This window comes from Proteiniphilum propionicum (assembly GCF_022267555.1).
GTDB lineage: Bacteria > Bacteroidota > Bacteroidia > Bacteroidales > Dysgonomonadaceae > Proteiniphilum > Proteiniphilum propionicum.
In genome coordinates this window covers 1,153,660-1,174,279 of the sequence record NZ_CP073586.1, presented here as the reverse complement: position 1 = coordinate 1,174,279, position 20,620 = coordinate 1,153,660, and the positions used below count along the sequence as shown (strand labels likewise).

The 20,620-nt window shown below is 43.5% G+C and carries 12 protein-coding genes; 10 read left to right on the top strand and 2 right to left on the bottom strand.

Annotation, left to right across the window (positions count from 1 at the left end; all coding sequences use genetic code 11):
• Positions 1 to 117 precede the first annotated feature (117 nt).
• The 4 genes from KDN43_RS04535 to KDN43_RS04520 all read left to right on the top strand — a co-directional run bounded on the left by KDN43_RS04535 (position 118) and on the right by KDN43_RS04520 (position 7,703).
• Positions 118 to 1,095: a winged helix-turn-helix domain-containing protein gene (locus KDN43_RS04535; RefSeq protein WP_238868491.1), complete on the top strand. Its 978-nt coding sequence runs from the start codon at positions 118 to 120 to the stop codon at positions 1,093 to 1,095.
• 633 nt (positions 1,096 to 1,728) lie between these two features.
• Positions 1,729 to 4,971: a SusC/RagA family TonB-linked outer membrane protein gene (locus tag KDN43_RS04530; protein WP_238868490.1), complete on the top strand. Its 3,243-nt coding sequence runs from the start codon at positions 1,729 to 1,731 to the stop codon at positions 4,969 to 4,971.
• A gap of 16 nt (positions 4,972 to 4,987) precedes the next feature.
• Positions 4,988 to 6,964, top strand: coding sequence for a RagB/SusD family nutrient uptake outer membrane protein (locus KDN43_RS04525; protein WP_238868489.1), 1,977 nt, complete (start codon positions 4,988 to 4,990; stop codon positions 6,962 to 6,964).
• Positions 6,965 to 6,980: 16 nt separating this feature from the next.
• Entirely contained in the window at positions 6,981 to 7,703 is a 723-nt protein-coding gene (locus tag KDN43_RS04520; RefSeq protein WP_238868488.1) for a hypothetical protein, read from the top strand.
• Between the two features lie 172 nt (positions 7,704 to 7,875).
• On the opposite strand, the gene KDN43_RS04515 is transcribed toward KDN43_RS04520, so the two are convergent.
• On the bottom strand, positions 7,876 to 10,269 hold the full coding sequence (locus KDN43_RS04515) for a TonB-dependent receptor plug domain-containing protein (protein WP_238868487.1): 2,394 nt from the start codon (positions 10,267 to 10,269) through the stop codon (positions 7,876 to 7,878).
• Between the two features lie 38 nt (positions 10,270 to 10,307).
• Entirely contained in the window at positions 10,308 to 10,715 is a 408-nt protein-coding gene (locus KDN43_RS04510) for a hypothetical protein (RefSeq protein ID WP_238868486.1), read from the bottom strand.
• A gap of 521 nt (positions 10,716 to 11,236) precedes the next feature.
• Here KDN43_RS04510 and KDN43_RS04505 point away from each other — a divergent pair.
• From KDN43_RS04505 to KDN43_RS04480, 6 genes are all read left to right on the top strand, one after another.
• On the top strand, positions 11,237 to 11,890 hold the full coding sequence (locus KDN43_RS04505) for a hypothetical protein (protein WP_238868485.1): 654 nt from the start codon (positions 11,237 to 11,239) through the stop codon (positions 11,888 to 11,890).
• A gap of 129 nt (positions 11,891 to 12,019) precedes the next feature.
• Positions 12,020 to 12,709: a tetratricopeptide repeat protein gene (locus KDN43_RS04500; RefSeq protein ID WP_238868484.1), complete on the top strand. Its 690-nt coding sequence runs from the start codon at positions 12,020 to 12,022 to the stop codon at positions 12,707 to 12,709.
• Between the two features lie 405 nt (positions 12,710 to 13,114).
• The gene (gene fucI / locus KDN43_RS04495) at positions 13,115 to 14,884 is read left to right on the top strand and encodes an L-fucose isomerase (protein ID WP_238868483.1); all 1,770 of its coding nucleotides are present in this window, start codon (positions 13,115 to 13,117) and stop codon (positions 14,882 to 14,884) included.
• 17 nt (positions 14,885 to 14,901) lie between these two features.
• Positions 14,902 to 16,194 (top strand): L-fucose:H+ symporter permease, encoded by a 1,293-nt coding sequence (fucP, locus tag KDN43_RS04490; protein ID WP_238868482.1) that lies wholly within the window; start codon positions 14,902 to 14,904, stop codon positions 16,192 to 16,194.
• Between the two features lie 128 nt (positions 16,195 to 16,322).
• Positions 16,323 to 18,176: a right-handed parallel beta-helix repeat-containing protein gene (locus tag KDN43_RS04485; RefSeq protein ID WP_238868481.1), complete on the top strand. Its 1,854-nt coding sequence runs from the start codon at positions 16,323 to 16,325 to the stop codon at positions 18,174 to 18,176.
• 11 nt (positions 18,177 to 18,187) lie between these two features.
• Positions 18,188 to 20,602: a glycoside hydrolase family 95 protein gene (locus KDN43_RS04480; RefSeq protein ID WP_238868480.1), complete on the top strand. Its 2,415-nt coding sequence runs from the start codon at positions 18,188 to 18,190 to the stop codon at positions 20,600 to 20,602.
• The last annotated feature ends 18 nt before the right edge of the window (positions 20,603 to 20,620 follow it).

Genomic DNA, 20,620 nt, shown 5'->3' with positions numbered 1-20,620 from the left:
AGGAAATTGCATTTTTGGATTAAATAAATATGTCACAATTATAAGAAAATGTTTGTCCCTTTTAAATAATAAATATACCTTTGTCTCTCAGGTTAATACAAAACTTCTATCTAAGTTATGGAACTAAAATTCGACCATAAAGCAACGAAAGTACAGCAACTAACAGATTATATACAAGGTGCTATTTTCGAAAAAGAGCTTCAGGTAGGCGATAAGCTACCTTCAATCAACTACTTAAGCAGGAAATATTGCGTTTCACGTGATACTGTCTTTAAAGCTTTTTTAAAACTCAAGGAGATAGGGCTTATAGATTCCATTCAGGGAAAAAGTTATTTCGTCTCCAGACAATCTACAAATACTCTCCTGTTACTCGATGAATACACACCGTTTAAAGAGGCTCTCTTTAACAGTCTTGTAAATAAGCTCCCACTTACCTATAAAGTTGATTTATGGTTTCACCAGTATAATAAGAGTCTGTTCGATACCATTATCAATGAATCATATGGCCGATACAGTAAATACATTGTAATGAATTATGACAATGAAAAATTTTCCAATACTCTTGAAAAAATAGATAAAAATCGGCTGTTACTGATCGATTTTGGAAATTTCGACAAAGACGGATATTCATATGTATGTCAGGATTTTGATGAGCAGTTTTACAATGCCTTGTCTTCTGTAAAAAAAGAGTTATCAAAGTACAACAAACTGGTTTATATTTTAAATAAAAAACATAAGCACCCTCAAAGTAGTAAAATTTTCTTTTCCAAATTCTGCAAAGATTATGGCTTTGAATACGAAATATGGGACAATGCAGTGAAGGAGTTACAACAAAGTTGCTGTTATATTATTATCAAGCAAACAGATGTGGTTGATGTAATCAAACAGAGCAAACATAAGAATATGGAAATGGGAAAGGATTTCGGATTGATTGCGTATAATGAAAATCCTTTTTACGAAATTATTGGAAATGGTGTACCTTGTATTAGTATCGACTTTAATCTCTTGGGAGATTTGGCGGGAAATTTTGTTTTGAATGGAGAAAAAATAAAGCAATATCTGCCAACAATAGTCTATCGAAAAGACTCAATTTAATAAAGAATAAATCTACTGTAAATATTTGCTTAATAACCAAAAAATCAGTAAAAGGCCTGCTCGGTTTTATATTAGTCCATTCCTCTGTTATACAATTGTTTACAAGGTACTCTAAAACTTTTCCACCTAACTGTTTTAGCTTTGAGCAGCTTGTTAATTATAATGAAAACTATCACGTAAAACAAACAATTTGTTTTTGATTTTTGCAGTCAAGAACAGCCAAAGCGCGCTATCTTGTTGATTTTAACCATCTTCGCTTGTTGTAACCTATTTGTAAATACCTTTTCAAATATGTTGTATAACATCATAAATTAATTTGTATATTTTTTGTTTTACAACTATTTTTGTCATCATCTTAAAAAACAGCACAGCACTGACAGTACATAACGGCACAGATTAGTACCATGCTGTTTTACCAATCACTGTTTTCTCATTGAATTAGAGTTCAGAAATTAAACATAAATTTCTATCGAATGGATTCTTTAAAACCAAAAAAAATATACATACTATTGAATATAATCCTTCTAACTAAATGAGGTTATGAACAATACCAATTTTTGCTTCTATTTGATATTTGCATTATAAAAAAATCTATCTGTTAAATAATTATTAAATTTTCAAATTAACAAAAGAATGAAGAGGAAAAATCAACCAGGTTTTAAGGGCTTATTGATTCTTTTTTTGAGTTTTATGGCTCTTTCTATTTCAGCCCAAACCGTAACAATCAGTGGCACGGTAACCGATGATACGGGATTTGAAGTTATCGGTGCAACCATTACAATTGTGGGCAATGCAAGTTATGGTACTGTAACAGATACCGACGGTAAGTACACATTACCCAATGTACCAGCCAATGCTTCGTTACAGTTCAGCTACGTAGGTATGAAAACACAAATTATTCCTGTGAACGGCAGAACAACTATTAATGTTGTATTGGTTACGGATACCGAAATATTGGAGGAGGTTGTGGTAACAGGCTATGGAGGTGTACAAAAAGCCAAAACCATGACAGCCTCAGCTTCCAGCGTGAATGTAAGCCAATTAGCCAAACTGCCTGTCACTTCTATTTCAGAAGGTTTGGGCGGTCGCGTTACTGGCGTTATCACACAACAAAGTTCCGGAGCTCCCGGTGAAAATGTTAAGATTTGGATTCGTGGAGGCGAAAAAATTCTATACGTGATTGACGATGTTGTGATGGAATCATCTCAGGGTAATGCATTTTTTAACCGCTTACGCCCTGACGATATTGCATCGATGTCTATATTGAAGGATGCCTCAGCCACCGCAGTGTATGGACCGAGAGCAGCTAACGGAGTAGTGGTGATTGCCACCAAACGCGGACAGGAAGGTGCTCCTATTATTTCGGCAAATCAAAAAGTCTCCATAATGACCCCTTCTTATCGTGCCAAAGGGTTGAGCGCCTATGAATATGCACAAGCACGTAACGAAGTGGAATTTGCCAGTTTTCAGGAAAACCCAACATTTAACAACACCGCTTTGTCAAAGTACTATATGGGCGATTTATGGCAAAAGGGATATAACCGTGAAGATATTCGTAGTATGGTCAACGAAAAATACGGTATGACCTATACCATGGATGAAATCAACGATTTGTTTGATCCCAACAAGACCCAAGGCGGCAATATACAAGATTACTTTTCCACGTATGACCCATGGGATATGTTCAACCATACCCAGCCCATGTACCAGACCAATGTAAGCCTCCGGGGAGGAAGCGAACGATTAACCTATTACTCCAGTTTGGGATATATGGATCAACAAGGTGTCAGTAAAAACTACAAGTACAATCAAGTAAACTTTGTGCTGAATACAGATGCTTTCCTTTTGAAAGACAAAAGTCTGAAATTCACTTTCAACCTTAACGGAAACACAAGCAACCAAAAAAAGCCGGCAAGCGGAGAGGGTGTTTTCAATAATGCAATGTATGGCGACTGGATGCCCAAAAGGCCTCCTGTGTGGAGTACCGGCCTTCCCAGAAAATGGTCTGTGGATGCCCTTCTGAATACCGGATTCAATGATACAGAAGCATATCGCTTTCAGATGAACAGTGCCTTGAAATGGTTTATTCCTTGGGTAGAGGGATTATCGGCATCGACTAGCGTAAATTTCACAACTACTTACAATACAAACCGGCAGTTTAATCACGACCAGGAAAATGTATATGATAATCCCTATGCTACAAGTTTTTCAAGCTATAATCCTATTAATGCAAACATGTATCAATACTGGTACAGATACAAATTGCTGACTGGCATCTTTCAGTTGGATTACGCGCGCACCTTTGGCAAACATAATTTATCTGCCATGGTAAACTATCAGAGTCAGACACGTCATGAAAACTGGACTTCGGCAAAGAAAAGGGGTTACCCTACCACTCTTGCCCCACAGATTGATTTAGGAGCTGAAATGGTTGAAAATAAAGGAAATGCCACGGAATGGGGATCGGCATCATACATAGGACGCCTTACCTACGATTATGACAATAAATATCTGTTCCAATACAGTGCAAACTACAACGGCTCATTAAGCTACAGCCCGGAAAAACGCTGGGGATACTTTCAGGCTTTTTCTTTAGGCTGGGTTGCTTCCCAAGAATCGTGGTTTAAAAACCTGATCAATCCCAATATTGTAAACACGTTTAAGTTACGCGGAGGTTTAGGATTGGTGGGCAATGAAGTGGGCAGCCCGTTCTCTTTCCTTACACAATACACACAAAATACTAACCGTGTGTTGTTTGGTGCAAATATGAATCCGAATGTAGGATGGTATGTAAACACCATCGCCAACGACCTGCACTGGTCAAGCAGCACACAATATGGAGTTGGATTGGATTATGGTTTGTTTAGAGACCGGCTTACAGGTGCCATCGATGCATTCCTTTATATGAATAAGGGCGATGTTATGAATATGACTGATGACATGATTCGTTCTGATATATTGGGTATGCCCAACATTCCTCAGATCAATGCACCTTATGCAACTTCCCGTAAGGGAGGATTCGAAGTTTCCGTCAACTGGCAAGACAAAATTGAGAAAGTAGGATATCGCCTTGGGCTAAACTATTCTTACTGGGATGAACGCCAAACCCGCCATACTGATAAAAGTTCCGACTGGTGGTCACCAACTTTCGATAATATCGGAAAACGATGGATGCATCCTGTATATCCTCTCGGACTTGCTACGGACGGAAAGTTCGGAGACTGGAATGATATGTATAACTCCATGCTCAATGCTTCCCGAAATATGACTTTAGGAACCGTAGCGCTTGTCGACCTGAACGGAGACGGGCGGGTTAATGACTATTACACACTGAACAAGCCCGGCACAACTCCACTGACACAGTTTGGCGTAACAATGGGTGCAAACTGGAATGGATTTGATTTCGAAATTTTCTTCCAGGGCGCAACCAATGTATCGGGTGCAATGCCTTCACCTCTCCGTAGCCAGCAAAGCTACATGTGGAACTACGGACAGTATGCGTTCCAGAATGCATTTACACCAAGCAACCCGGATGTAAACGCAGCATTGCCTATCCCGGTTCCTGAAGGGAATGGCTGGGGATATAGCTATATAGATATCTGGGCTTTCGACGCTTCTTACCTGAAGCTGAAAAACATCAGCCTACGCTACGATATGAAAAGAAACGTCTTGAAGAATGTTTCTTATATTCAGGGACTGGATTTGAGTTTTGTTGTGACCAACGCTCTCATGTGGACGAAGAAGTCATACCCGTTGAAAGGTTTGCAAGATCCCGAATTTATTACATCCGGAGCTTCTATCTATAATAATAACGGGACGTTGGGCAGCTATCCTACGCAGCGTTCATATACTTTAGGGGTAACAGTAACATTATAATAAATCTTAGTGAATTATGAAAAGAAATATATATAAATTTTTAATGTCCGGGGTTTTCTTATTATTATTTATGGGAATCTCCACTTCCTGCGATCCGCTGGGAATTGAACCAACTACACAGGTCGACGAGGGGCGCTTCTGGCTTAATCCTCAGTTGGCACGTTCGTATGTAAATAATTTCTATTTCTGGACACCTGCCGGGGCGGGCGACACATTCCAATCGGAGCAATGGTCGGATAACTGTCAGGGAAATGCCGAGCAGGACTGGAATACGTATCGCCAGGAGTCATTCAACAAGCGGCAGTACGACGAAAACAACGGAATAATCGGATTCTCAGCTCCCTGGTCAGATTCCTACAAAAAAGTATATAATGTAAATTTGGGTATAGAAAAGATCAACTCGTCATCGGCTTTGTCAGAAAATTTAAAAAATCAACTGCTGGCTGAATCTTATTTCTTCCGTGCTTTTGTCTATTTTGATATGATTAAGTATTGGGGTGCAGTGCCTTATGTAAGCAAAGCGCTCACGATCGACGACAATACCTATCTTCCGCAAAACAAACGAGAAGAGATTTTCGACAACATTCTTTCAGACTTGACCGAATCGGTTAAATTTTTTGATGCTTACGGAGGTACTCCCGACGTTGGCATGGTCAATAGAAATGTAGCAACAGCATATATCTCACGCGTAGCATTGTATGCCGCCAATGCTGCCGATGCTTCAGCCAAAAATCTTTATACAGATGACCCTGCTGGACTGTTCAAATTTGAAAAGGACGCACAGCATTACTATCAAATATCCTACAATGCATCCAAGAGCCTGATTGGTAAATATAGTCTTGAAAACAACTATGAAGATTTGTTCACAAGTACGACTGCACACATGAGTAAGGAATCCATTTGGCCGGTTATGTTTAAGGAAAACCAGCGCAGTGGCTTTAACCCCACAGCTAAAAACGGTCCCGATCACTATTATTACGGCGGAACAGATGCTGCATCGTTCAAATGGGAATTTCGTTCAGGTCTGTTCCCCACCCAGGATCTGGTAGATGCCTATTTGCAAAAAGACGATGCAGACGGTCAGTGGAAAAAATGGTGGGAAACATCTCAGTCAAAAGCAATGGGGTTCCACAAAAATGAAGAGGGTGAGATTGAAGGCTCAAGTGCCAATTATCGGGATATCTTCAAGAACCGCGACAAACGATTCTATGCCACAGTCACCTACGACGGGGCTTATATGGGCCCGGAACAGGAGCGCTATATGATACAGACATGGATTGACAATACCAATCCGGCAGTTACATTAAAGTACAGTTCTCTGCATTCAGGTTATCGGTTTGTGGACAGAATGGAGGTTGCACCCATTAACAGAGCTTCAGCTCAAACAATCACAGGATATTACTCAAGGAAATATTCACATTTTGACAGATTTAATAACGATGGAACATTTAACTGGGGTATCCAACGTCAAACTTGTTATTTTAATGTCCGCTATGCCGAAGTTTTGCTGAATTGTGCTGAAGCAGGTATAAAACTCGGACAATCGGATGCCAGAGGATATATCAATGAAATTCGTCGTCGGGCCGGTCTTTCGGACTATGAAGGAAACGACCTGTATGAAGAGATGAAAATGCAGCGCCGTCTGGAATTTGCTTTTGAAGCACCGGGATTCCGCTACTTTGACCTTTTACGATGGAGTGAAGCCGAAGGAAAATCTACTATAGAGGAACTAAATCAAGCATCCAGAGGAATGTGGATCTTCCGCAAAGGCATCGAAAGTGAAAAAATAGGAGAAAACGGCTATCCAGTACAACCTGGTGGTGAAGGCTATTTCACACCTCAGATTCAGACCTTCAGAATGCCCTATTCCTACTACCAACGAAAGTTTGACAACAGTAGATTTTATTTTGTTCCCTTCTCTGCAACCATACTTAAAGATTACACGCAATTGCAGCAAAATCCGGGATGGGAGAACTATAATTATAATAACTAATTAAAAAAATATAACTATGTTGATAAATAAATTACTTAAAAATTTATATACCGGGGCAGCCCTGTTGTGCGTAGTTTGGTTTTTATCAGGCTGTGAGAAAGGATTGACTTTTGAAGAAGCTCCTGAGTCCACCTATTCGCAAGTAGAAGCGAGCAGATTTGACGTGAAAGCCAGAGAACTATTTGAGAATCAAATTTATGCCGTAAATTGGGACAAATGGGTGGAAAATTACATTAACACTCAAACAATCGGAGCTTCCAATGGCAGCTGGAAGAATGGGACCGGGGCAGCAGTCACGCTCAGCAACGGAGAGGTAGTACAACCTGGAGCTACTGTAAGTGGCTCTATTAAAGAAGAGAATAATGCTGAGGCTCCAGGCGGTAAACTTTATGTGATCACCGCTTACGTGAATGATCACGCCAAATATAAGACTGCCAACAAAGGATACTTGTTCGATGGAAGTAAGTTTACGGGAGACTTTACATTGGCTAACCCAACCAACAACCGTTCAGAGTATGTTACTCTTCCGGTAAGGAAGAATGAGATCATAGGTGAACTTGTTTTAGTGAACCCCTATGACTGCATTGTGGAACCTGTAAAAGGAGCAGCGGAGCTTGGCAAACCGGGCGATTTTTCTCAACCGCAGCGCTATCTTGTGAAAAATATTGCTTACCGCCCTGCGGGTGTTCCTCAGTATACCCGCTTATACGAGGTCAGGATCGTTTTCTATCCCGGGTAACGAATAGATCAAACAACATCATTTCAAGGGGGTGGGCTAATACTCACCTCCTTTTTTGTATTCTGTCCAAAGCAGTCGAAGTAGATAGGTATTCCGGAGTAGCCGGACAAGGCATCACGAGCAACACTCGGGCAAATGACCGCGATCCGGTTGAACAGGTAGTCCAGCCCTATCAATACGCGAAGGAACAATGACCCCGAAAGGTATCCCCTTCCCGTGTAACCCCTTCAATCACGACGGAAACGGGAGCGTCTACAGGCGGGTAAAAATCAATCGACGCCCTACCCTCCCTTACTGGCAGCCGCGGTTGCCAGTACAAGACGGATCGGAGATCGGGCAGGGGCACGTCCGGTTCCTTGTTTACCCGGGGAGCGGGAGCGTACACTTCCACCGGCTGTTGATACCCCATCGGGGTAATGTAGCCGGTGTTCGTCTTCGCGTAATAGGCTCCTCCCTTCCCTCCCCTCTTGGTGGAGACCGCGACAATCATATTGTGTTTACCATTAAAATATCCCACGGCATGCGGTCCTTTTATGATATCTATTTGCCCGATGGCTTCTACCGGAAGATAATTTAAAAAAAAGTCTGCTGAGCCCGAATCGTAGACAGGAACCCCATCGAAAACAAGAAGGGGAGACCATAATCCGCCAATACCTACTAACGCCCTCAGCACCATTTGAAGGTTTGGTAATCCCGATTGCTTGATACGCTCCTCGGTAATAACCGTACCGGCTTGTTGTTCGTACTCGGTATTGTACGTTTTCCTGGGGGCACGTACCTCTACCTCTTCCAAAAAGATATCCCGCATCGTTTCTTCCCTCGCCAACTTCTCCAGCGTCCTATTCCGGTAGCCTTGCCATTGACCGGACTCGAGGTGATCCCCGTGCGGTTTCCCTGAAGCCGCCAACGGGGCCGGCACGCCTTCAAACCAGGACGGGACTTCATCCAGGACAAGGTAAACATTCTCTCTTCCCGTTGCTGTCTTCGCCGAAACCACGAAGCGGGTACCCTCGGGAATTTCAAACCCGGTAAAGACAAAACGACCGTCTTCCCGGCTCACCGCCTGTTCCAGAATACCCGTCCCGGGGGCGGCCAGCGTGACCACGCAGTTTTGCACCCCCGCTCCCTTCCGGTCCAGCACTCTCCCGGATACCCGCGCGCTTACCTCGGGCAATACGTCCGGTTCATCGTATTCACCTTGCATGGCAGGCTCAATCTCGTAACGCCTCCACCCTCGCACCCGTACCAGCAAGTCCATCGCTTCCCTTCCCACGGGAACGCCAGCGTTCCGGAAATACCACCCGGGGTCGCGAACCTCTCCTTGCAAATCGGGAGTCAGCAACAATTCCGTTTGAATGGTAATGGTCGAGTCGGGTAAAAAATCCCCCTCGCGGGTAACGGCAATGGAGGCCACCCCGTTTATCGGCCTCCCGTCCTCGTCTTGCAATACCAGTTCAATCCGGGTGGGGCCTTGACTGTCGCGGCCACCGGTTTTGCCGGCTACCAGGCATTCGATTTTCTTTTCAGCCGGGAGCACGAACGCCGGCCGCTCGCTCACGATATGCCCCTTGTCAAGCAACAGGAAATGCAGCATCCCTTCCCGAAACGCGCTTTTCGGGAAAACCCGCGGTCCCCCGTCCCATGCATCCGCGTAGAGGGGAAAGCCACGCTGGAGTACCAGCAGTTGAAAACGCGACGGGGCATCCGGGGGCAACGAGTCACGTACCAGGGAAACCCGGAATGCATCCTCGCCCGCGTCCACGCGTAACGCGAAAGAACCCGTCACGGCAGGAGGCAGCGTGAACACCTTCTCCAAACCATAATTATTGATACAAACGGCCTCGTACGCTTCCCCCGGGCGAGGAGTGAAGGAAAACTCCCCCATCCCGTCGTGCATCGTGGCAAACCGCGACAGGGTATCTCTGCGGCTGTCCACAACGTATCCGGTCACTTCCCCGGCCGAGCCGTTATTATGCACCGCTTCGAAACCAAACCGGCACGGGGCACCCGCCACCCCGTGCCCCCCCTCGGGATAAAAGTTCACGGTGTACCCCGCATTATCCTCCCCGGTTCCGTGCCCCGCCCCGGTATAACCCGGCCTGCCGTGGTTTACACCGCTATATTTGTACGATAACACCAGCAGCGGGCGGGTAAAGACGGACGGTTCCTTCTGGAAGGCCGAGTAGCGCGTATACGCCCGCAACTGATACATGCCCGGCGACAGGTCCTTGTCCAATGGGATGTACCCCGGCATCACCCCCAGCGTGTCGCCCCTCACCTTGATCCGGCACACCAGGGAATCCTCCTTGTACAGTTCAGCGTACGCGTAACGGCTCGCTCCCTCGGGTCGGTGCGAGATAAAGTTAACCACCTGCACGCTAAAACGCAGGGTGTCGCCCGCCACGTAAACCGGTCGGTCCGTGCGGGCGTATATCTTTTCCCGCGGGTAGAGCTGGGTCTGTTTCCACAAGCGATGCACCAGTGTGTCTGCAGAAAGTGCCTCTTGAGCAGAAATGCGGATAGTGAAAAAAAAACAACATATATAAACGAGCAATCTATTAACCATCGTTTTTATGACATTTTAAAGAAGGCGACAAGATAGCATCATGGAAATAACTCCTCTCTGGGATCCCAAAAACCATTCTCTTTGCCCATTACTACACAACTATACTCATTTGTAGCTGGATAATATTTAGCTAATAGCGTTAAACGTTCTTTAATATAATAAAATAGGGTTCCATTACCTCCTATAGTCGCTTCGTAATAATTACATTTGAGAATCAATTCCATCCAAGAATTATAAAATTGAGGTTTACTTCCCAAAGTATATAATTCTGCAACCTTTGAATTATAATCAGAATAGTGTTTACCATAGACTCCCGCATAGGCCTCTGTTACCTGTCCTCCGGAATCAATCCTATAATCGAATTGTAAAAGATAATTCCTACTATAATAAGAAAATTCTCCCTGAAATGATTCTCCACTAGATTGTGAGAATGGAATTACGTCCACAGAATCCTCAAAGATAGCATGTCGGGTTTTTAATGGATTGTTATCCTCTATGATTCCTGATTGAGTAAAAAAACAGACTCTTCATTCTTAGAACAACTGATTAAACAGAACGCTGATCCTACCAAAATTAAAACAATTGTCTTCATCCTTTTCGGAATTAAAGTTAAAAAATACACACAAACGGCAAGTTTAATTAACAGTAAAATTAAATCATTTCAAAGAACACGGCAACTTATATTAGTTAAAACTACATAACGAAAAATATTGTTATTTACTGCCTTAACCTTCTTTATCTCGAGAATACTTTTTCCTGACTTTGACGATCTAATCCTCTGATCTTTCAATTCACTGACAATTAATCATATATAAAATAATTAGCTGGCGTGACAGAGCAAGGCTTCAGTTGATCCACATCAACGGGTAAGAAAATGTTTTAGAAAATGTTCAATATATTTATAACAATCAAATCTCCCTGTTTCGGTAAATAGAAGTAACTTTGACTTTTCTAAATAATGAATAGGATGAAATCTCTTTTACACCTTCTTATTTTCGCATTTTGTCTTTCTACTTATATAACAGCTCAAACAGATAAGTCCAATTCTTCGTATCTATTTGAGGATTTTCAGGATGCTATCATCTTTTATAAAGATGGAAGGCAGTTCGCAGTTCCTTTAAACTTCAATCTGGCAAACGGCCGATATGTTTTTATAGATAAAACCGACCAGCGGGAAAAAGAATTTTCCGATCCGAGCATGGTTGTAGCCATGCATGTAGGCAAAAGAATATTTCTTATGTCAGAGGGCAAAGCAACCGAAGTTATTCAGGCAGACCCTAAATTTCATGTATCTTATACCCCCCTGAAGAAAAAAGCGCCCGCCAAAGTCACATATGGTGGAACAACGGAGACAGCATCGGTGGACAGCTATACCGGATTGACAGGAAAAGGGATCATTAGCGGGGTTCGGGAGAATAATCGGGTTGTAGCCGACATCAGCAGAACCTACGAAGTACAATTGGGAAAAAGGAACAGAAACTTCTATAATAAAAGGAGTTTTTTGAAGATTTTCCCGAAAGACAAAAAGGCAAATCTCGAATCTTATATTGAAGAAAACGAAACAGATTTCGACTCGGTTGAACAGGTGTTTCAACTTTATCAATACGCTATAAAACAATGAGCTTTTTCAGCCGCATCCCCTGAAATAAAAAGAGAACCATATTCTGCTTCTATTTAGTAGAAAATTAAACATTTTCCTTAAGAGGGGGGGGAAGACCCCTCCCTCTTTTTCAGATAAATGCAAAACGACATGACAAGAAAAATAATTTTTATAAGCACCCTTATCTCTATCTGTTTTACCGGATGTAAACACAGCAGCAAAATTGATGTTACACCACACAAAGTAAATCAAAAAGCTGATATTTTTTTCAGGGAGGCAACCGGTTTATTGTCTTATTACGACAAAGATTCAACCAGGAAGTGTATAAATCTGCTGGATTCGGCACTGGAAATAGATAGCCTGAATCCTGATTATTACGGAGTAAAAGCAAAATTGTTGTCTGAATTGGGCTTGCTCGACTCCGCGTTAATTGTTCAAAGAAAGGCTGACAGCAAAGGCGCAATAACAGGAGAATACCTATTTCAACTCGGCCTGTTTCAGGCGGCAAAAGGATTAACCAACGAAGCTCACGAGAGCTTCGGAAGGAGCAACGAATATTTGAACCAGATACTGATACATTACCCCGACAGCCTGGGGGCATTTATACTACAACAGGCGGCAAATGCACTTTACCATGGCGAAGACTCTTTATTTATGAATGAAGTCACGGGTATCAGAAAACGTTTCCCCGAGAGACTGATGGAAATTGAAATGACAAGACGGGTTAAGCCACACGCTTTGATAATACAGATACAACAGATAGAAGAAAACTCTTTCAACGATTTAATCTCCGAACTCGACAGTATATCAAAAAAAGAAGCATTAGAAGTGAATAAATAGTGTATTTAACTCCTTGAAACATGTTATCTAACATAAGAGAAAAATTTTTTATTTTAATTTAATACAATAATTTTGTCAGCATGCAACAGCACAGAGCAGCATAGCTGCCAGTGCAGCGCTGAAATTTCACTTATAACTTTAAAGGCAATCTTCGGCATTTTTCCCATATCAAACTGTTTAACAGCAATCTAAAGGATGTTTGGGGAAGGCAATAGAATTATTAAATCAAAAACCGTCTTCTGCACTTTTAACTTTTTCGTTATGCTGGATGAGCAGAAGGCGAATTTATTTCGATTATGTTGTCATGAGAAAAAGTGGAACGAAGTTTAAAAGTTGGAACAGAGCTCAAAAAGTGGAACAGAGTTAGAAAAAGTCTAACTTTGTGAAAAAAATAGTTTAAATAGTATGAAAAATTACCCGAAAATTGGTATACGTCCCGTAATTGACGGACGACAGGGAGGTGTAAGGGAAAGTCTCGAGGAAAAGACAATGAATCTTGCCAAAGCGGTTGCGATACTGATAGGTGACAACCTGAAAAACGGAGACGGAAGCCCCGTCGAATGTGTTATTGCAGATACTACCATCGGACGTGTGGGCGAAAGCGCTGCATGCGCTGCAAAATTTGAACGCGAAGGTGTAGGCTCCACTATTACTGTAACCTCATGTTGGTGCTACGGCTCCGAAACCATGGATATGAACCCCTACTATCCCAAAGCAGTCTGGGGATTTAACGGTACGGAACGCCCTGGAGCTGTTTATCTGGCAGCCGTACTGGCAGCTCACGCTCAAAAAGGGTTACCGGCTTATGGCATATATGGGCGAAACGTACAGGATGCATCCGACAATTCTATACCTGAAGACGTGGCCGGAAAAATTCTTCGCTTTGCCCGGGCCGCACAAGCGGCTGCTACAATACGCGGACGTTCTTATCTTTCTATAGGAAGTGTCTCAATGGGTATAGCAGGCTCCATCGTTAATCCAGATTTCTTCCAGAATTATCTTGGTATGCGCTGCGAATCTGTTGATTCTACAGAAATATTGCGGCGCATCAAAGAGGGTATATACGACCGTGAAGAGTTTGCAATTGCAATGGACTGGACGGAAAAATACTGCAAACCTAATGAGGCTGACGATTTCAATTCTGAGGTTAAACGTAAATCACGGACCGCGATGGACGAGGATTGGGAGTTCGTGGTGAAAATGACTCTTATCATACGTGACCTGATGACCGGAAATAAAAAACTTGAAGCAATGGGCTTCAAAGAAGAGGCGATTGGGCATAATGCTATCGCAGCCGGATTTCAGGGACAACGACAATGGACAGACTTCCTTCCGAACGGCGATTTTTCGGAGGCTGTGCTGAACAGCTCTTTCGACTGGAACGGGATGCGAGAAGCCTTTGTGGTAGCAACCGAAAACGATGCTCTTAATGGTGTGGCAATGCTTTTTGGACATCTGCTCACCAACACTGCACAGATCTTTTCAGATGTGCGGACATACTGGAGCCCTGAGTCCGTGGAACGAGTCACCGGGAAGACTCTATCCGGAAAGGCTTCGAACGGAATCATCCATCTTATAAACTCTGGATCAACCACTCTCGATGGTACCGGCAAACAGCGGAAAAACGGAGCCCCTGCCATGAAGCCTTTCTGGGAAATATCGGAACAGGAGATGGAAGAATGCCTTGCTGCAACCACTTGGTATCCGGCTAACCTCGACTATTTCCGGGGAGGAGGGTACTCCTCAAATTTTCTATCGGAAGGCGGCATGCCAGTCACGATGAGCCGGCTAAACCTGGTAAAAGGGCTGGGTCCTGTGTTGCAGATTGCTGAAGGATGGACGGTTGAACTGGAAGCCGAAATGCACAAGATACTAAACGAACGCACCGACAAAACATGGCCAACCACATGGTTCGTACCCCGATTAACAGACAAACCGGCATTCAGGGATGTTTATTCGGTGATGAACAACTGGGGTGCCAACCACGGTGCAATCAGCTACGGGCATATCGGTAAGGATTTGATCACGCTCGCATCAATGCTCCGCATCCCGGTCAGTCTGCACAACGTAGATGATAGCGATATCTTCCGCCCGGCAGCATGGAATGCTTTCGGAATGGACAAGGAGGGTGCCGACTACCGCGCCTGTGCGAACTTCGGTCCGATTTACAAATAATCAGGTAAGGCAAACATATGAATGCAAAGGTAGTAGATAAAAAAAATCTGATTCCGTTTATCCTCATCACCAGCCTTTTTGCTTTGTGGGGTTTTGCAAACGACATCACCAATCCAATGGTAGCCGCGTTCCGGACTATCATGGAGATTCCTAATTCTGAAGCTGCGCTGATACAGTTGGCCTTCTATGGCGGATATGGAACCATGGCTATCCCAGCAGCGCTTTTTGTCAGGAAGTACAGCTACAAAAAAGGTATTTTGCTGGGGCTGGCACTCTACGCCACCGGTGCGTTCCTGTTTATCCCGGCCGCACGGTTCGAGGCATTCTCATTCTTTCTAATTTCACTATATATCCTGACATTCGGCCTGGCTTTCCTGGAAACGACCGCTAATCCATATATTATTTCTATGGGTGACGAAGCGACATCGACCCGGAGATTGAACTTAGCTCAGTCTTTCAATCCTATGGGCTCGCTACTTGGTATGTTTGTGGCATCTAACTACGTGCTCACCTCTCTTTACTCCGAAAGGAGAGATGCTGCAGGCAACCTGTTGTTCTCCACTTTAAGCGAAGCAGAGAAAGCCGCCATACGAACACATGACCTGGCCATCATACGTAACCCTTATGTCATAATAGGAGGTGTTGTGCTGATCATGTTTGTTATAATTGCAATGGCGAGGATGCCGATAACACAGACGGCAGAACGGACAAACATCCGATCGTCTGACTCCGCAAAAAGGCTCTTTAAAAACCGGAACTACCGTGAAGGAGTAATTGCTCAGTTCTTCTATGTGGCTGCCCAAATAATGTGCTGGACATTTATTATACAGTATGCAGAGAATATTGGCATTCCAAAAGCAGTGGGACAACGCTACAATATTTTGGCGATGATCCTGTTTCTGTTGAGCCGTTTTATCAGTACATACCTGATGAAATACCTGAAGCCATCGCGCATGCTTACACTATTTGCTACCGGGGCTATCGCAACAACACTGGGTGTTATTTTTGTAGGGGGTACAACCGGTTTGTACTGCCTGGTGGCAACCTCCGCTTTTATGTCACTCATGTTCCCCACTATATACGGTATAGCACTGAAAGGATTGGGCGATGACTCCACACTGGGTGCAGCAGGGCTGGTAATGGCCATTGTTGGCGGAGCATTAATGCCTCCCTTGCAGGGAGCTATAATAGATTTGGGGAGTGTAGCAGGGCTACCGGCAGTTAATATTTCGTTTACACTTCCATTAGTGTGCTTTTTTATGATTCTGGTGTACGGATTGAGGACAAATAGGCGCAGGTATTTTTATTGATAGCTCTCTTAAAGGGATCCTTTACTACCTGTAAGGCAAAAATTGTTTTATTTGCAGATGGATGCTAATTCAATGATTGATAATAACTAGATAACGTTTATCTTGAACATTAAAATAAAAATAAACACATGAAACTTTTTTACCTCCTTTCTCTCATTTTATTTTTGATGTTGGGTTGCAATAAATCACCTTCATCTATCTCTTTCAGCTCATTTGGCATCGAGCCTGAAACCAAAGAGAATGCGTCAATAGCTGCGAAAAAGATGATCGAACATCTGAAGGTGCGACAGGATACCGGGCATATTTTGGTTACATTTCCTAAAGGGCGCTACGATTTTTTTCCTGACAGCGCTTTCACTCGAGAATACTACATTTCCAATCACGACCAGGACAACCCTAAAAAAGCAGGCATCGTGCTGGAAGGATTGAAAAATATAACCATTGACGGACAGGGTTCAGAACTCATTTTTCATGGAAGGATGATCCCTTTTGCTTTGGTGAAAAGTGAAAACATAACTTTAAAAAACTTTTCTGTAGATTTTGAAATACCGGCTCTTCGCCAACTTAATATTTTGAAAGTAAACAGAGATTCCGATATTGTGATTGCTGAAATTTATCCAGGCGGGAATCATCGTATTCAAGGTAACAAGCTGTTTGCATGCGGTGAAGGATACGAAAATCCTCTTTACACTGCAATGCCGTTCCGGGCCGACAGACGGCTTGCATACAGACGTCAGGATGTGAGCTTCAATCCTGCAGCCATCATTGAGAAAACTCCGGACACACTTATAATTTCAGGATGGGGACAAACATCATTAACATCACCCGGAGAACGCTTTGCATTACGTTCATACCATCGCCCTACACCAGGTATTTTTGTCAGTGAATGCACTAATACCACTTTGAAGAATATAACAGTACACTATTCCGAAGGAATGGGACTGCTTGCTCAAATGAGTGAAAACATTACGCTGGATGGTTTCTCAGTTTGCCTCAGAGGAGATAATGACCCGAGATATTTCACCACACAGGCCGATGCAACTCACTTTTCTGCCTGCAAAGGGGTGATCATTTCCAAAAACGGCCTGTATGAAGGGATGGCAGATGATGCAATCAATGTTCACGGGACCTATCTGCAAATAACCAAACGAATAAACGACAGTACCCTACAAGCATGTTATATGCATCCGCAGGCCTGGGGTTTCAAATGGGGAGAACCAGGCGATTCGGTACAATTTGTGGAATCGAATAAAATGGAGCTTGCAGGAGAACATCGTAACTCAATCAAATTGATAAGAGCGATTGACAAACCGACCGAATTTGGTGCTAAAGAATTTGAAATTATTTTCACTGGCAATCTGCCACTTGAAATCTCGGGAGAGGGCAGTTACGGTGTAGAAAACCTGTCCTGGACACCTGAAGTAATCTTTTCAAACAATACCATCAGAAACAATCGGGCACGAGGTGCACTATTCAGCACACCCAAAAGGGTGGTATGTGAAAATAATCTGTTCGACCATACACACGGCACAGCAATCCTGCTTTGTGGAGATTGCAACGGATGGTTTGAAACAGGTGCATGCAGGGAGGTGATCATAAGGAATAACCGCTTTGTTAATGCTCTTACAGCCTATTACCAGTTCACTAACGCCGTTATCTCAATTTACCCCGAAATTCCCAACCTGAAAGAACAGCAAAAGTTTTTCCATTCAGGAATTGTAATAGAAAACAATATTTTTGAAACTTTCGATCGTCCCATTGTCTACGCTAAATCAACCGACGGGCTTGCCTTCCGGAATAACACCATACGAAAAAACTCAGATTTTGAGCCGTTTCACTGGAACGAATATCCATTTTTCTTTGAGCGGGTTAACAATGTTGTGATTAAAAATAACCAGTTTGAAGATGGAACAGATCTTGTAAAAGATATCAGAACCGAATTATCTTCACCTGATGCAGTGTTATTAATCAACAACAACTAATCGCCAGGTAGATGAAATATAGTTTTTTAGCGCTTGCGCTCGCGTCAGTTCAGCTGTTTTCCTGCAACAAAACACAAAATACCGGTGAGCTGGCTTTGCGTTACAATTCCCCTGCTGAAAGCTGGGAGAGAACTCTTCCACTGGGCAACGGGCGCATCGGAATGATGCCGGATGGAGATATTTATAATGAGCACATTGTATTGAACGATATCACTATGTGGTCGGGTAGCGAAGACCCTGAAGCTTTCAATACAAACGCCATAAACTATTTGCCAGAAATAAGGGCCCTGTTGCTCGAAGGCAAAAACAGGGAGGCTCAGGACCTTATGTATAAAGAGTTCCGTTGTGGTGGAAAAGGTTCTGCCTACGGAAACGGAAAAGATGCGCCCTACGGATGTTTCCAAATGTTAGGGAATCTGTATATCAACTATTTATATCCACAAAAAGATAGTGTAATCGACTATGAGCACAAACTATCATTGAACAATGCGGTTATTTCCACAAAGTTCATCATGGGCAGCACGACATTTAAACGCGAATATTTTGCATCGCACGCTCACGATGTACTTGTAATAAGGTTATCGGCAGATAAAAAGAATTCAATTTCTTTCAAAGCTGCTTTGAGCCGCCCCGAACGGGCTAAGGTACACACAAAAGAGAATACGCTTTTCATGGAAGGACAGCTAAACGATGGACATAACGGTAATAAAGGCGTACGGTATCATACCCGGCTGGAAATAGTGAACAAGGGGGGTGAACTGACATCAAATGACAGTTTGCTTTCTCTAACAAATGCCGATGAAGCGGTGATACTTGTATCAACCTCGACCAATATGCTGGATAAGAATTTCCTCACAACGGTTGACAACCTGCTTGCAGAAGCAAAAAAAAGTTCTTTTAAGAAACTTAAGCAGGATCACATTGCTGCATACAGAGATAAATTCAACCGGGTGGAGTTAAACCTGGGTGACCAGGACAACACAACTCCCACCAACGAAAGGCTTGTTTCTTTTCAATTGAACGATGACCCGGCATTTGCTGCACTCTATTTTCAATACGGACGCTATCTGATGATTAGCGGAACCAATGAAAAAAGTTTGCCGCTCAACCTGCAGGGGTTATGGACCAACCAGCTGCAGACTCCCTGGAACGGCGACTACCACCTAAATATCAATGTACAGATGAACTACTGGCCGGCAGAGGTATGTAACTTGCCGGAACTGCACAAGCCGCTGATCAACTTCACAAGATCGCTTGTCCCGTCGGGAAAGAAAACTGCTGCTACATTTTACGGTTCGGACGGATGGGTATCACATATGATGAGCAATCCGTGGAATTTTACAGCGCCGGGCGAACATGCTTCGTGGGGAGCAACCAACACCGGTGGTGCATGGCTGTGTGCCCACCTCTGGGAGCATTATGCATTTTCAATGGATAAAGAGTATCTGCATTCTATCTATCCGGTACTGTCTGGTGCAGCAGAGTTTTTCCTGAACAGTATGATCAAAGAGCCTAAAAACAGCTGGTTGGTAACAGCCCCTTCCTCTTCACCTGAAAATGCATTTTATCTACCCGGGAACAGGGATGCTCTATTTGTTTGCATGGGACCTACGATGGATGTTCAGCTTGTGAAGGAATTGTTTACCAACACACTCTCTGCAGCAGATATACTTGGCATTGAAGATAATATCACAAAAAGGATATGTAAAGCAATGACTCAACTGCCTCCTTTACAGATAAGCGGGGAAGGTTATCTGCAGGAGTGGCTTGAAGATTACGAGGAACAAGATCCGCAGCACCGGCATGTATCTCACCTTTACGGACTTCATCCTTCTAACCAGATTTCACCCATCACCACACCTGAGCTGGCCGAAGCTGCACGCAAGTCACTCAACCGGCGCGGTGACGGCGGAACCGGATGGTCACGGGCATGGAAAGTAAACTTCTGGGCACGCCTGAATGATGGCAACAGGGCTTATAAACTTCTAAAAAGCTTGCTAGAACCGGCATGCGGAAATGAAGTAAGAATGAGCAGTGGCGGAGGGACCTATCCCAACCTCTTATGTGCACATCCACCATTTCAGATAGACGGCAACTTTGGTGGCACATCTGGCATAGCAGAGATGCTTATCCAGAGTCAGAATGGTTACATCCACCTACTGCCGGCTCTGCCATGCAACTGGGCTTCGGGCAGTTTTAAGGGGCTCCGTGTACGCGGCGGCGCTGAAGTAAGCGCAGAGTGGAAAGGTAATAAAGTCTCCTCTCTAACCCTGACAGCCAAAACAGCCGGCATCATCAGGTTAAAAATACCCGAATATGCCTCAACAGTAAAACAAAACGGAAAAAAGATAAATACCGAAGACGGATTTGTCTCGATAAAAATGGAGAAAGGAGAAAGAATTAATTTGGAATTGGCGAATGAATAGGCCCCATTCAAGTGAATA

Excerpts from the sequence above, each read along its gene's own strand:
- KDN43_RS04535 (WP_238868491.1), top strand. The coding sequence starts at position 118 with ATGGAACTAAAATTCGACCATAAAGCAACGAAAGTACAGCAACTAACA.
- KDN43_RS04530 (WP_238868490.1), top strand. The coding sequence starts at position 1,729 with ATGAAGAGGAAAAATCAACCAGGTTTTAAGGGCTTATTGATTCTTTTT.
- KDN43_RS04525 (WP_238868489.1), top strand. The coding sequence starts at position 4,988 with ATGAAAAGAAATATATATAAATTTTTAATGTCCGGGGTTTTCTTATTA.
- KDN43_RS04520 (WP_238868488.1), top strand. The coding sequence starts at position 6,981 with ATGTTGATAAATAAATTACTTAAAAATTTATATACCGGGGCAGCCCTG.
- KDN43_RS04515 (WP_238868487.1), bottom strand. The coding sequence starts at position 10,269 with ATGGTTAATAGATTGCTCGTTTATATATGTTGTTTTTTTTTCACTATC.
- KDN43_RS04505 (WP_238868485.1), top strand. The coding sequence starts at position 11,237 with ATGAAATCTCTTTTACACCTTCTTATTTTCGCATTTTGTCTTTCTACT.
- KDN43_RS04500 (WP_238868484.1), top strand. The coding sequence starts at position 12,020 with ATGACAAGAAAAATAATTTTTATAAGCACCCTTATCTCTATCTGTTTT.
- fucI (WP_238868483.1), top strand. The coding sequence starts at position 13,115 with ATGAAAAATTACCCGAAAATTGGTATACGTCCCGTAATTGACGGACGA.
- fucP (WP_238868482.1), top strand. The coding sequence starts at position 14,902 with ATGAATGCAAAGGTAGTAGATAAAAAAAATCTGATTCCGTTTATCCTC.
- KDN43_RS04485 (WP_238868481.1), top strand. The coding sequence starts at position 16,323 with ATGAAACTTTTTTACCTCCTTTCTCTCATTTTATTTTTGATGTTGGGT.
- KDN43_RS04480 (WP_238868480.1), top strand. The coding sequence starts at position 18,188 with ATGAAATATAGTTTTTTAGCGCTTGCGCTCGCGTCAGTTCAGCTGTTT.